This window comes from Exiguobacterium sp. KJ 601 (assembly GCF_027161185.1).
In the GTDB taxonomy this organism is placed as follows: domain Bacteria; phylum Bacillota; class Bacilli; order Exiguobacteriales; family Exiguobacteriaceae; genus Exiguobacterium; species Exiguobacterium profundum.
Genome location: NZ_JADHZG010000001.1, coordinates 536,345 through 549,982, shown reverse-complemented (window position 1 = coordinate 549,982; position 13,638 = coordinate 536,345). Strand labels below are relative to the sequence as shown.

12 protein-coding genes are annotated in these 13,638 nt (G+C 51.7%); 2 read left to right on the top strand and 10 right to left on the bottom strand.

The window, feature by feature from the left end; genetic code table 11:
• Positions 1 to 9 precede the first annotated feature (9 nt).
• From IRJ25_RS02795 to gatC, 7 genes are all read right to left on the bottom strand, one after another.
• Positions 10 to 543: a GNAT family N-acetyltransferase gene (locus IRJ25_RS02795; protein ID WP_214781833.1), complete on the bottom strand. Its 534-nt coding sequence runs from the start codon at positions 541 to 543 to the stop codon at positions 10 to 12.
• The gene (locus IRJ25_RS02790; protein WP_269317750.1) at positions 540 to 1,133 is read right to left on the bottom strand and encodes a dihydrofolate reductase family protein; all 594 of its coding nucleotides are present in this window, start codon (positions 1,131 to 1,133) and stop codon (positions 540 to 542) included. Before IRJ25_RS02790 ends, IRJ25_RS02795 begins: the two co-directional genes overlap by 4 nt.
• 72 nt (positions 1,134 to 1,205) lie before the next feature.
• Positions 1,206 to 2,567: a 23S rRNA (uracil(1939)-C(5))-methyltransferase RlmD gene (gene rlmD, locus IRJ25_RS02785; RefSeq protein ID WP_269317749.1), complete on the bottom strand. Its 1,362-nt coding sequence runs from the start codon at positions 2,565 to 2,567 to the stop codon at positions 1,206 to 1,208.
• Positions 2,568 to 2,622: 55 nt separating this feature from the next.
• A complete protein-coding gene (locus IRJ25_RS02780) occupies positions 2,623 to 3,621 on the bottom strand; it encodes a diacylglycerol kinase (RefSeq protein WP_269317748.1) in 999 nt (332 codons plus the stop codon).
• 63 nt (positions 3,622 to 3,684) lie between these two features.
• Positions 3,685 to 5,115 carry an Asp-tRNA(Asn)/Glu-tRNA(Gln) amidotransferase subunit GatB gene (gatB, locus tag IRJ25_RS02775; RefSeq protein ID WP_012727039.1) on the bottom strand — a complete coding sequence of 477 codons (1,431 nt, stop codon included), beginning with the start codon at positions 5,113 to 5,115 and terminating at the stop codon, positions 3,685 to 3,687.
• A 12-nt stretch (positions 5,116 to 5,127) separates the two neighbouring features.
• A complete protein-coding gene (gatA, locus tag IRJ25_RS02770) occupies positions 5,128 to 6,570 on the bottom strand; it encodes an Asp-tRNA(Asn)/Glu-tRNA(Gln) amidotransferase subunit GatA (protein WP_269317747.1) in 1,443 nt (480 codons plus the stop codon).
• Between the two features lie 11 nt (positions 6,571 to 6,581).
• Complete coding sequence (gene gatC, locus IRJ25_RS02765; RefSeq protein ID WP_012727041.1) at positions 6,582 to 6,872, bottom strand: Asp-tRNA(Asn)/Glu-tRNA(Gln) amidotransferase subunit GatC; 291 nt, start codon at positions 6,870 to 6,872, stop codon at positions 6,582 to 6,584.
• 214 nt (positions 6,873 to 7,086) lie between these two features.
• On the opposite strand from gatC, the gene IRJ25_RS02760 reads away from it, so the two are divergent.
• Complete coding sequence (locus tag IRJ25_RS02760; protein WP_214815929.1) at positions 7,087 to 8,790, top strand: methyl-accepting chemotaxis protein; 1,704 nt, start codon at positions 7,087 to 7,089, stop codon at positions 8,788 to 8,790.
• A 40-nt stretch (positions 8,791 to 8,830) separates the two neighbouring features.
• On the opposite strand, the gene IRJ25_RS02755 is transcribed toward IRJ25_RS02760, so the two are convergent.
• The 3 genes from IRJ25_RS02755 to IRJ25_RS02745 all read right to left on the bottom strand — a co-directional run bounded on the left by IRJ25_RS02755 (position 8,831) and on the right by IRJ25_RS02745 (position 11,898).
• A complete protein-coding gene (locus IRJ25_RS02755; RefSeq protein ID WP_269317746.1) occupies positions 8,831 to 10,192 on the bottom strand; it encodes an alanine/glycine:cation symporter family protein in 1,362 nt (453 codons plus the stop codon).
• Positions 10,193 to 10,643: 451 nt separating this feature from the next.
• The gene (bcp, locus tag IRJ25_RS02750) at positions 10,644 to 11,081 is read right to left on the bottom strand and encodes a thioredoxin-dependent thiol peroxidase (RefSeq protein ID WP_074036111.1); all 438 of its coding nucleotides are present in this window, start codon (positions 11,079 to 11,081) and stop codon (positions 10,644 to 10,646) included.
• A gap of 13 nt (positions 11,082 to 11,094) precedes the next feature.
• Positions 11,095 to 11,898, bottom strand: coding sequence for a hypothetical protein (locus IRJ25_RS02745; RefSeq protein ID WP_269317745.1), 804 nt, complete (start codon positions 11,896 to 11,898; stop codon positions 11,095 to 11,097).
• 171 nt (positions 11,899 to 12,069) lie between these two features.
• Between IRJ25_RS02745 and pruA the strand changes: the two genes are divergently transcribed.
• Positions 12,070 to 13,614, top strand: a complete 1,545-nt coding sequence (pruA, locus tag IRJ25_RS02740; protein WP_159562777.1) for an L-glutamate gamma-semialdehyde dehydrogenase — start codon at positions 12,070 to 12,072, stop codon at positions 13,612 to 13,614.
• Positions 13,615 to 13,638: the final 24 nt, after the last annotated feature.

Here is a 13,638-nt window from a genome sequence, read left to right as displayed (position 1 = left end):
GATATCCCCCTAGTATAAATATCCAAGCAAATCGAGTGTTCTGTCGCTCCATCGTTTGTCTCCCACCTGACGAATCATCAATTCTTCAAACGATGCCTCACCGATTCCGCGTGTCGTCTGATTCTCGTCATTGATTTGAAGCCACGTGCATGTGTTAGATACCGTGTGAAACCCAATGCGTTCATAGAGGTCTGGTCGGTCTGCGAATAACAGAAGAAAATCGATGGGGTACGTTTCCCCAAGAGCAATGACTTTTTCCATCAGTGCCCGTCCGACCCCACGTCCCCGAACTTCTTCCCGGACACACAGATCGATGATGCCGAGCACGTGAATCGATTCCCCGTTCATATTCATCACACGAAAGTCTAACCCGACTTGTCCAATGATCCGTTCGTCTTCATACGCGATGAGTCGGAAATGGGGTAATTGCTTGAAGTAGCGGCGATTCGGATAAATTGAGGGAAACGCATGTTGTAATAGCTCAGTTAGCTCCTTATCCATCGATTCTGATACGGTCATTTCGAGGTGTTGCTCGATTCTCATATCTTCCCCCCTTCTGATTGAAGGCGCCCATACCGAACAACATGGACCCCGTTCGGCATCAGCTGTTGCTCGATCACGTCGAGGTGTAGTGGCAAGATGTTGCCGTCTGGGAAAAGTCGTTTGCCTGAACCGATGATGATGGGATATACAATCAGTCGAACTTCATCGATGAGGTCGTTCGCGAGTAGCGTATGCACAAGTTCGCGGCTTCCCCAGACGTGTAAATCGGGTCCCTCTTCTTGTTTGAGTCGTTTCAACGCTTCGACTGGTTCTGTCAGAAGCATCGTTGACTCCCATCGTGAATCCTGTGATTGCCGTGTTACCACATACTTCATCGCCCGGTTGGCTTCCGGCCAGACGTCATCGTGGTTCGGCCAGTAACTCGCCCATTGGTCATATGTCTTTCGACCGAGCAACAAATCAAACTCACTATGCATTTGCGTCCGAATCCAAATTCCGAGCTCTTGGCTCGAAAAAGGTTCCGTCCATCCCCCATGCATGAAATCCCCACTCAAATCTTCTTCTCTCCCACCTGGTGCTTGAATCACCCCGTCTAACGACAGGTGTTCAAGAACAATGATTTTCCTCATCTCCGACTCCCCATTCGACTGTTTGCAAAAAAAGCCCCCGATTGATTCAATCGAAGGCATGATACATTCATCTTATTCTACTTTCTCCATCCACGCCACCGTCTCCACATGCGCCGTATGCGGGAACATGTCGACCGGTGTCACTTCCATCAAGCGATAACCTCGGTCAGCGAGGTAACGCATATCGCGCGCCTGCGTCGCGACGTTACACGAGACGTATACGATTCGCTTCGGTCCCATCTCGACCATCGTCTCGAGGAACGATTCGGCACATCCTTTACGTGGTGGGTCGACAACGATGACGTCCGGGTTTACGCCCTCTTTCTTCCACTCTGGAAGCACATCTTCCGCCGCACCACATGCGTACGTCACGTTATCGATCTCATTGACGAGTGCATTCTGTTTCGCGTCTTCAATCGCTTCCGGTATGACTTCGACACCATACACGTGCGCCGCCTTCCGAGCAAGGAACAGACTGATCGTCCCGATGCCGCAATAGGCATCGACGACTTGTTCCGTACCTGACAGTTGTGCGTACTCCAGCGCCTTCCCGTACAACTTCTCCGTTTGGACCGGGTTGACTTGGAAGAACGAGTGCGGAGAAATCGTGAATGTGAGTCCTGCGATTTTATCCTCAATCGTCTCATGACCATAGAGCAACTTGTTCTTCGCTCCGAGGATGACGTTCGTCTTGTCCGGGTTGACGTTTTGCATGATCGATGTCACGTCTGGGAGACGCTCGACGATATCGGCGACGATCTCATTCACGCCTTTTAATTTCGTCGTCTTCGTGATAAGGACGATCATGAGTTCACCCGAATGGTACCCGTAACGGGCCATGACGTGACGGATGACCCCACGTCCTGTCTTCTCGTCATACGCCGGTACGCCACGTGCGTCCAACACATCACGGACGACTTGGATCGCCTGATCATTGCGCTCATCTTGAATCAAACATTCGCTCATCTCGACGATATCATGGGAACGAGGACGATAGAAGCCTGAAACGAGACGGTCTCCTTCTTGTTTGAACGGGACTTGCGCCTTGTTGCGGTAGCGCCAAGGTTCTGGCATCCCGATCGTGTCATGGACCGGCACGTCGAACTGACCAAGACGCTTGAGCGCATCGACGACACGTTCTCGTTTCTGGCGAAGTTGTCCTTCATAACTGAAGTGTTGCAGCTGACAGCCGCCACACTGATAAAAAATCGGGCACGGTGGCTCGACGCGGTCGGCGCTCGCTTCTTTCACGTTCAACAATCGGGCGAACCCATACTGCTTGTTCGTCTTCGTCACGACGATTTCGACCGTCTCACCCGGTAACGCGTTCGGGACGAACAACGTATAGCCGTCGACACGTGCCACACCCGCCCCTTCATGGGTCAAGTCATGGACGTGGACATCGAGACGATCATTCTTTTTCACTGGTAGCATACGAATGCTCCTTCCATTGCAAATAGGAATGACAGATGTCGTCATTCCTATCTTTTCACTCTGCTTTATCGAGCGAAACATTGAACAATTGCTTGATCATCTGTTCGCGTTCATATTGTGCATTCAAATCTTCCATCTCGCGAATTCTTGCGTTTGGCGCGAGCACCGTCAAGTGACGGAATAAGTTCCGCATTTCACCTGTGCATTCCCCGCCGTACTCACCGTCGATGTTGAGACTCATCGGCTCGGTCGTCTTCATCCGGACGCGGCTCGTCTTCACATGCTCGACGAGTGAGCTTGATAAGTGCTCACCCCGAAGGAGTAAACGGACGACGTGGATGAATTCGAACAAGTTACATTTCCGTAAAATGAACAGATCGAACAACCCGTCATTCAACGACGCGTGTGGTGAGATTTTTTCAAATCCACCGACCGAGTTCGAGTTCGATGTGAGGAAGACCATGACCTCGCCTTGGAACGTTCCTTCATCGTGTTCGAGCTCGATATACGTCGGTTTGATGAGAGGCAGTTTCTCCATCCCTTTCACGTAATACGCGAGCTGCCCGAGTGCTGTCTTCAACTTCGATGGCACCTCATACGAGAGCTCGGTCATGATGCCGCCACCGGCGATATTGATGAAATAGTGAATGTCACCTTTCTCGCCTTCGATTTCCCCAAGGTCGACCGGCATCTCGAATCCGTCACAGATGACGTCGAGTGCACCGACCACACTTAGTGGAATCCGCATCGCCCGGGCAAAGTCGTTCGTCGTCCCGACCGGAATGAGTCCGATCGTCGGACGATTCTCAAGCGGGGCGAGCCCAGAGATGACTTCGTTCAATGTCCCGTCTCCGCCTGCGGCGATGATGAGGTCGAACTCGGCCACTGAGGCCCGTTTTGCTTCGAGCGTGGCATCACCAATCGCTTTCGTCGCATACGTCGACGTCTCATAATCCGCATCCTCGAGGCGGTTCAAAATGTACGGGAGTTCCCGTTTGATCACTTCTTTACCAGATGTCGGGTTATAAATGACCCGCGCACGTTTCCGTTGCATATTGATTCTCTCCCCTATGCTCAACTCGAGCGAAAAGCGAGACACAAGTGTCTCGCCGCCTGCTTAGCGTTTTGCGATCTCTTCGTGGAACAAGCCATCGAGGAGTGCCGGGTTCGCCATCCCTTTCGTCTGTTTCATGATTTGGCCGATGATGAAGCCTTTCGCACGGTCTTTCCCGTTCTTGAAGTCTTCAATCATTTGCGGATGCGCCTCGAACAATTCGAGGATGTAGCCACGGAGCAAGTTCTCGTCCGAGATTTGGGCGAGTCCGTTCGCTTCCACATACGCTTTCGGCTCAGCGCCTTCTTCCATCATCGCCGTGAAGACACGCTTCGCGATTTTCGATGAAATCGTCCCTTCTGCGATCAAGCGGATAAGCTCGGCGAGTGATTCCGGTGTCAACTTCATCGTCTCGACCGTTTCATCCGACTTGTTCAAGTGACCGAGCACTTCACCCATGAGCCAGTTCGCTGCCGCTTTCGGCTCCGCACCGGCCGCTGTCGTCGCTTCGAAGAAGTCCGAGAACTCACGCGTTGACGTGAGGGCTTTTGCGTCGTATGCCGAGAGACCGTATTGGCTCATGTAGCGTTCACGACGAGCTGCCGGCATCTCTGGAATCGTCGCGCGGATGCGCTCTTTCCATGCCTCATCGATTTCGAGACGGACGAGGTCCGGTTCTGGGAAGTAACGGTAGTCCGCTGCCCCTTCTTTGACACGCATGAGAATCGTCTTTTTCGCCGCTTCGTCGTAACGGAGCGTCTCTTGACGCATGACGCCACCTGAAAGAAGCAATTTGCGATGACGCGTCTCTTCATAGTCGAGTGCCTTTAAGACGTTTGAGAAAGAGTTCAAGTTCTTGAGCTCTGTCTTCGTACCGAACTTCTCCTGCCCGAATGGACGGACCGAGATGTTACAGTCACAGCGAAGTGACCCCTCCTCCATCTTGACGTCCGAGACGCCAGCGAACGAGAGGACTTCTTTCAAACGCTCGAGATACGCGACCGCGTCTTTCGGTGAGCGCATGTCTGCCTCACTGACAATCTCGATGAGTGGTGAACCGGTCCGGTTGAAGTCAACGACCGAGTGCTTTTCGCCCGTGTGGTTCATCTTCCCGGCATCTTCTTCCAAGTGCACGCGCTCGATGCGGAATCGTTTCATCTCTCCGTCGACTTCGACGTCGACGTGACCGTTTGAACCGATCGGCTTATCAAACTGCGAGATTTGATACGCTTTCGGCGTGTCAGGGTAGAAGTAGTTCTTGCGGTCGAACTTCGTATCTGTCGCAATCTCACAGTTGAGTGCCATTGCCGCTTTGATGGCGAGGTTGACCGCTTCTTCGTTCAATTTAGGCAAGACGCCCGGGTGTCCGAGACAAATCGGACACGTCTGTGTATTCGTTTCGGCACCGTAAGTGCGTGAGCAGCCACACCAAATCTTCGACTTCGTGCTCAGCTCGGCGTGCACCTCGATCCCGATGATCGTTTCAAAGTTCATCGTACGTCCTCCTTAGAGCTGTGGCATCTTGAAACCGCCGTTTGCTTGTTCAAAAGCATGGGCCACGCGGTAAAGTGTTGATTCATCAAAGTAGTTCCCGATAATTTGAAGACCGACCGGGAGACCTTCTGAAAGACCTGCCGGGACTGAGATGGCCGGAATACCGACCAAGTTGACCGGAATCGTCATGATATCGTTCGCGTACATCGTGAGCGGATCGTCGAGCTGTTCGCCGAGTTTGAATGCCGTCGTCGGAGCAGTTGGTCCAACGATGGCATCATACTCTTCAAACACTTTCGCGAAGTCCTGCTTCATGAGGGTACGGACTTGTTGGGCTTTCTTGTAGAACGCATCGTAGTAACCAGAGCTGAGGGCATATGTCCCGAGCATGATCCGGCGTTTGACCTCGTCCCCGAACCCTTGTTCACGCGAATACGTGAACACTTCGTCGAGCGTGTCCGCTTCGGCACGACGTCCGTAACGGATACCGTCGAAACGAGCCAAGTTCGAAGAGGCTTCTGACGACGCGAGCAAGTAGTACGCCGAGAGGGCATACTTCACAGACGGAATCGAAACCGTCTCGATCGTCGCACCGAGAGACTTGAGCGTCTCGATCGCTTTTTCAATCTGTTCACGGACGCCAGGCGCGACACCTTCTGCCATGAATTCTTCTGGAAGTGCGAACTTCATGCCCGTCAAATCCTGGTTGAGCGCTGCCGTATAGTCCGGCACTTCGACTTCAGCCGACGTCGAGTCCATGTCGCAATGACCCGCAATCGTATTCAATAAGTAAGCATTGTCTTCAACGGTACGCGTGAGCGGGCCGATTTGGTCGAGTGACGACGCGAAGGCGACGAGGCCGAAGCGTGAGACGAGACCGTATGTCGGCTTCATCCCGACGACACCACAATATGCGGCTGGTTGACGAATCGAACCACCCGTATCCGAACCGAGGCTGAAGAGGACTTGTCCAGCTGCGACCGATGCCGCTGAACCGCCTGAAGAACCTCCTGGTACACGAGTCGGGTCCCATGGGTTGCGGACCGGTTTGAACGCCGAATTCTCGTTTGATGAACCCATCGCGAACTCGTCCATGTTCAACTTTCCGATTGTGACGGCACCGGCATCATGAAGACGCTCGACGACCGTCGCATCGTGTGCCGAGACGAAGTTCTCGAGGAATGTCGAAGCACATGTCGTCCGCATCCCTTTTGTGACGATGTTGTCTTTCACACCGATCGGCATCCCAAAGAGCGGGTTGGCTGATGTTTTCGCAAGCTCATCCATGCGCTTCGCTTGCTCGAACGCATCCTCATTGAGCGTCAAAAACGCACCGATTTGATCATCCGTCGCTTCGATGCGATCGAACGATTCTTTGACGAGGTCCGTGACCGTGACTTCGCCTTCTTTTAATAACGTATGCAGTTTCGCTACACCGTGGTCAAATAAACTCATGAAAGGCCTCCTTACTCAAAGACCGCAGGGACACGGACTTGACCGTTCTCCCAGTCAGGTGCCATCCGTTCGACTTCCTCACGTGGAAGCGATGGACGGACCTCGTCTTTGCGTAGTACGTTTTTCAAATCTAGGGCATGGGTCGTCGGTTCGACACCCGTTGTATCCAGCTCATCGAGTTGCTCGGCGAACTCGAGAATTTTTGTCAATTGCTCCGTGAAGTGCGTCACTTCTTCATCTGTGATCGCAAGTCGGGCAAGTCCGGCGACGTGCCGAACTTCAGCTTCTGTAATACGAGCCAAAATTCCCACCTCCAACAGTTTTCAATACATCGTTCATTATCATACCACTTTTTCATAAGACAAAAAAGGAAATCTATCTTGTGAGAAAATGTCTCCTTTTTAAGAAACTAGGGGAATCCATCTCGAATATTGACCCGCTTTCGAAATCAGCTATACGGTCGATGTGCGATTCTGATTATGCTAAAGATAGAAAAGTTTCGTAAGGAGGAATCGTATGTCGATTCGGAATAAACTCATCACTGCGTTTAGCATCATGTTTGTGCTACTTCTTGGTGTAAGCGGTTACTCTTGGTATGCCTTGAACGCATCAAAAGCAGCCCAGGAGGACATGATCGTCTCTTGGGTACCAGGAATTGACCAAATCCATCAAGTGGATAAGCAATTGCTTGAAATTCGCCGTCATCTGATTCGTCACGCACTCGTCGAGGACGCGGTGACGAAACAAAATATCGAGCGAGACATTCAAGCATCCGTCGCCATCTTAGAACAACGGATGGACGGTTATGAAGCCACGATTATCATGGAAGAAGATCAACAGCTCTTCGATCAGGCAAGCTCGAATTGGACTGACTATCAAGGCGTGATGAGTGAACTCATCCGTATTTCTAACGAAGAAGGAAGTGCTGCCGCAGAAACATATATTCGCGATACAGCGGATGCAAGCGCTGACACGCTCTCGAACTCTCTCGGTCTACTCGTCAACTTGAACCGGGAAGAAATTCAGACGGACACAGCGGCGGCGGCTAAGTCGTTTGAACAAGTACAACTCACACTATTCATCGTCCTTGGGGTCGCGGCTGTCATGACGATCCTCATGATGCTCTTCATCTTCCGCTCCATCTTTGAACCACTCAAAGAGTTCAAGACGAAGATGCGTGAGCTCGCCACGAGCGAAGGCGATTTGACGACGTCAATCCCTGTGAAGCGCCGCGATGAGTTCGCCGGACTCGCACGCGACTTTAACCAGTTCATCGCCAACTTGCGTCAGTTGATTCTTCAAGTGAACGACGTGACGACTGGCGTGTCAAAACAATCAACCCATATGTACGAAGAGTTGAAAGAACTTGATACGTACATGACGACGACCGCTGCGACGACAGAGGATTTGACCGCCGGTATGCAACAGACGGCGGCGAGCGCTCAAGAGATGAACGCTTCCGCCTCGGATATGGAGCGGACGATTCATCATATCGTGACGATGGCCGATGAGCGGAAAACCGAAGCGAGACAAATCGATGAGCGTGCCCTCTCCCTCAAGTCACATGCGGTAGAGGCGAAAGAGAATGCCATCAGCGTCCTTCAGTCGACACGCACAAACTTAGAGAAAGCGATGCAAGATGCGAAAGCCGTGCGTGAGATCGCGACGCTCACGAACGACATCCTCGATATCGCCGCGCAGACGAACCTATTATCACTCAATGCTTCGATCGAAGCGGCACGTGCCGGAGAGGCCGGACGTGGATTCGCCGTCGTCGCCGACGAGATTCGAAAACTCGCCGAAACGAGCCGGGCGACCGTCGAACGCATTCAAGTCATCTCGACGACCGTTCTTCATTCGGTCGATCATTTGAATGAAAGCTCTGGACAGATGCTCCACTTCCTCGACACGAACGTCTTGAAAGATTATGACCAACTTGAAGAGGCAGCCGGACAATATAGCGAGGACGCAGGTCGCTTCGAAACGACTGCGACCGAGTTCGCTGCCGCTGCCGGGGAGCTCGAACAATTGACGTCGAACATGATCGGTGTCATCCAGGACGTTGCGACGACCGTCAACAACGGAGCGCTCGGTACGCAGGAAATTGCTGAAAAAGTGACGATGTCCGTCGAACGCTTCGCCGAGTTGAACCATGCGACGGAACAGTCGCAACAAAAGATGGAAGAACTTGATTCACTGATTCGCCAATTCAAGGTATGACAAAAACCCGCCGACACGTGCTGTCCGGCGGGTTTTCTCATCAAGCGGCAGAGGACTGCCCTTCTTTTTTCCGTTCGAGTTCGAATCGTTTTGTCTCGGCGACGACCACACCGGAGAGGAACAAGAGTCCAATCAAGTTCGGGATAGCCATGAGACCGTTGAACACATCCGAGATGGACCAGATCAAATTCAAGTTCGTCGTCATCGCACCGAGTCCCGCGACTAAAATGTAGAGGACACGATATGGGACGATCACTTTTTCCCCGAGTAAATAATACGCTGAACGTTCCCCGTAATAACACCAACCGAGGACGGTTGAGTAGGCGAAGAAGACAAGCGAGATCGTCACGATGATTTCACCAATAGGTCCTAAGAAGTAAGCGAACGAGGCTTGCGTCAAGGCAATCCCTTCAAGCCCTTCCGTATATTGACCACTCATGACGATTGTGAGTCCCGTGATGGAACAGACGATGAGTGTGTCGATCAACACTTGTGTCATCGAAACGAGTGCTTGACGTCCCGGGAAGTCGGTCTTCGCTGCCGCGGCCGCAATCGGTGCAGATCCAAGTCCTGCCTCGTTAGAGAACACACCGCGCGCGACCCCGTAGCGAATCGCGGCACCTAACGCACCCCCGCCGATGGCTTCGGCACTGAATGTGCTCGAGAACATTGTCGATAAGGCACCTGGTACCAATTCAAGGTTCATGATGAGAATCACGAGCCCACTCCCGACATATGCGAAAATCATGAACGGGACGAAGATTCCGACGACTTTTCCGATTGATTTGACACCACCTAAGATGACGAATGCCGTGACCGCCATCATGATGATCCCTGTCACAACCATTGGGATGTTGAACGAATTGTTCAAGGCGAGACTGATCGAGTTCGTTTGGACCCCGTTCCCAATCCCAAAGGCTGCGACCGATGCAAAGACGGCGAACAAGACGCCGAGCCACTTTTTCTTTAGTCCGTGTTCTAAGTAATACATCGGACCCCCGGCAATCTCACCGCGTTCATCGACGACACGATATTTGACCGCCAGGATAGCCTCAGCGTATTTCGTCGCCATCCCGACGAAACCAGATAACCACATCCAAACGACAGCACCCGGTCCCCCGAGGACAATCGCCGTCGCGACACCGACCATGTTTCCGGTACCGACCGTGGCCGCCAATGCCGTCATAAGTGCTTGGAAATGCGAGATGTCCCCACGTTGCTTTTTCTTCGGTTGTTCTGGTTTTGGTATAAATGCCTCTTTCAGACCGACCCCAAGTCGCGTCACTTGGATAAATCCGAGACGGACGGTCAGGAAAATCCCTGTCCCGACGAGTAATATGAGTAAATGTGGCCCCCAGACGAGATTGGATAAACTCGTCAGCCAACTTTCAATTTGATTCACCGTGTTGCTCTCCTCCTACGTTCTTGATTTGAGCGCTCTCCCTATATTTTTCAGAACATTCACAATCGAGTCAAGGTACACCGCCTAAAGAAAGCGTTTTCAACACGTTATATAATTGTAATATTTTCCCTGAACCCTTAATCTTAAAAGCTTCTTAAAATTTATTTCGAAATATGATTGTAATATATATTCAACTGCATGAGCCTGGATTTCATGATCAATACGAACCGTTAATCGATAGACTACATCTCAATCAGAAATGGAGTGGTTGCAACCGTATAAAGCACGCTCGAAGCGGTTTGATAGCAGCGACCGAGTCGCGATGCGGCTCCCTGCTTGCCTTGCCTCTAGGAAAGCGAGCCGTGCCTAGCTTGGGCACAAAAAAAGACTGTAGACCCATGCGTTGTCTACAGTCTGAAACCGTTCATGACCTTTCCTTCAGTTTCTCGTTTTACGAACGAATGGCAGCCACGACTTCTTCGACGTGACCTTTCACTTTGACGTTGCGCCACTCTTGTTCGATATAGCCGTCCTCGTTGATCAAGAAAGTCGAACGGACGATGCCGTAATATTCTTTCCCGTAATTTTTCTTCAACTGCCAGACGCCGTAAAGCTCGGACACTTCATGTTCCTCGTCCACGAGTAAATCAAATGGGAGGTCATTCTTGGCGATAAAGTTTTGATGTTTCTTTTGACTGTCGGCCGATACCCCAAGGACGACCGCGCCTTCCATCTTCGGCAACGCATCGCGGAAATCGCATGCCTCGGTCGTGCAACCAGGTGTCGAATCTCGAGGATAGAAGTATAAGACGACTTTCTTACCGAGATAGTCCTTTAATGAAACCATCTCTCCGTTTTGGTTCGGTAATGAAAATGTTGGTGCGAGCATCTGCTGTTCCTCCTTAGCCAAACGATGGGTCGACAAGTTGTTCGTCATAGCCATCGATCGCTTCTTCTAATTTTGTCTTTAACGGGTCAAGCACTTCGATATACTCGACTGGATCTTCCGTTGCAGCCGCTTTTCGGAGCGTCTCCTCGTTATCGGTGTACCACGTCTCATACGCTTTGAAATAGTCGGTCATGATGGTTTGGTTCTCCTCGACCGTCAACGTTTCCGCCATGAGCAGGAAGACGTTATTGTCTGCCTCGAGCGCCATATAGTCCGTCTTTGCGTTGACTTGGTCATAGATCGGACCAGCCTCATCTTCCGGAATCTCAGCGAGACGGGCGTTCGCTTCGGCATTCACTCCGTACTCGTTCGCCTGGACACCGATGAGTAACTCTCCGACCTCGGCAATCACGTCTTTTGGTAAAGCGACGGGTGTGATGACGAGTGACCACTCATCCCCTTCCTTCACAGCGATTTTACTGAGTCGGTTCGGGAGCGGGTTCCCTTCTTCATCGATCATCTCATGGACAAGGAACGCCACGTCTTCCTCTTCGTTGACCCAGCTCTTATAAATCTCACCAGGAGACAATTGACGGGTGACGGCACCAGTCGCCGGAATCTCGGTCAACCGGCCAGCATAATCAATTGATGCGAGTGCCTCAGCGTCTCCAGACTCAAGTGCCGTCTGATAGTCTGCGTACACGTTCGTGACAGCATCCGGCAATGCGCGGTCTGTCTCTTCTACCACCGTCTCTTCCTCGTTCCCACATGCCCCGAGCATGAAGACGAGGAGTAGCGGAATGAACCATTTTTTCATGTTGTTCGTCCTTTCTAAAGCCGTGTTCTCCCCCATCCTATCACGTCTCGATTTCTTGCTCCAATGCCATGTGTTTCTGGAAAATTGTTTCACTAGGATTTCTACGATAATTTCGATACAATACAGACGTAAGCGCTTTAACGCTCAACATCACTTTAAGGGGGAACGAGAATGATTCCATACAAACATGAACCATTCACAGACTTTACACAAAAAGAGAATGCCGAAGCAATCCAAGCGGCAATCGAGAAAGTGAACGGTGAGCTCGGGAAAGACTATCCGCTCGTAATTGGTGGGGAAAAGGTTACGACGGAAGGTAAAATCACGTCTTACAACCCGGCTAACAAAGAAGAAGTGATCGGTCGCGTGTCAAAAGCGAACCAAGAGCTCGCAGAACGTGCGATGCAAGAAGCACTCACAGCATTTGACTCATGGCGCCATGTCGACCCGGCTGTCCGCGCCGACGTCTTGTTCAAAGCAGCGAACATCGTCCGCAAACGTAAGCACGAGTTCTCGGCTTATCTCGTCAAAGAAGCGGGTAAGCCGTGGAACGAGGCAGATGCGGATACAGCGGAAGCAATCGACTTCATGGAATATTATGCACGTCAAATGCTCGAACTCAAACCAGGCAAGAAAGTGGAGAGCCGCCCAGGCGAATACAACCGGTATGACTACATCCCACTCGGGGTCGGGATCGTCATCAGCCCATGGAACTTCCCATTCGCAATCATGGCCGGTACAGCAGTTGCGGCCATCGTCGCCGGTAACACAATTCTCTTAAAACCAGCTTCGACGACGCCGATCGTCGCTGCGAAATTCGTCGAAGTGATGGAAGAGGCAGGTCTTCCAAAAGGCGTGCTCAACTTCATCCCGGGACCGGGTGCAGAAGTCGGGGACTATCTCGTCGATCATCCGAAAACACGCTTCATCAGCTTCACAGGATCGCGTGATGTAGGACTCCGCATCAACGAACGTGCGTCTAAATTGAACGAAGGTCAAATTTGGCTCAAACGCGTGATCGCGGAGATGGGTGGAAAAGATACGATCGTCGTCGACGAATCAGCCGACCTCGAGCTCGCTGCACAATCGATCGTGAAATCGGCATTCGGTTTCTCTGGTCAGAAATGTTCGGCTTGTTCACGTGCCGTCATCGTCGACAGCGTGTATGATACGGTACTCGACCGTGTCGTCGAACTCACGAACGAACTCTCTGTCGGAAACACAGAGAAGAACGAACACTTCATGGGACCAGTCATCGACGCATCGGCCTTCAAGAAGATCACATCGTACTTCGATGTCGCAAAAGAAGAAGGACGCATCGTCGCAGGTGGGAAAGCAGACGATTCAACAGGCTACTTCATCGAGCCGACTGTCGTCGCAGACGTCGACCCGAAAGCACGCCTCATGCAAGAAGAGATTTTCGGACCAATCGTCGCCTTCACGAAAGCGAAAGACTTCAAAGAAGCAATCGATATCGCGAACAACACAGAGTACGGCTTGACAGGGGCGGTCCTCACACGTGACCGTATGAATCAAGAATACGCTCGCCAAAACTTCCACGTTGGGAACCTTTACTTCAACCGTGGTTGCACAGGCGCAATCGTCGGCTATCAGCCGTTCGGTGGATTCAACATGTCAGGTACGGATTCAAAAGCAGGTGGCCCGGATTACATCCAACTCCACATGCAAGCGAAAACAACATCTGAAACGTTCTAATCAAAAAGGAGACGCTCCCCGAGG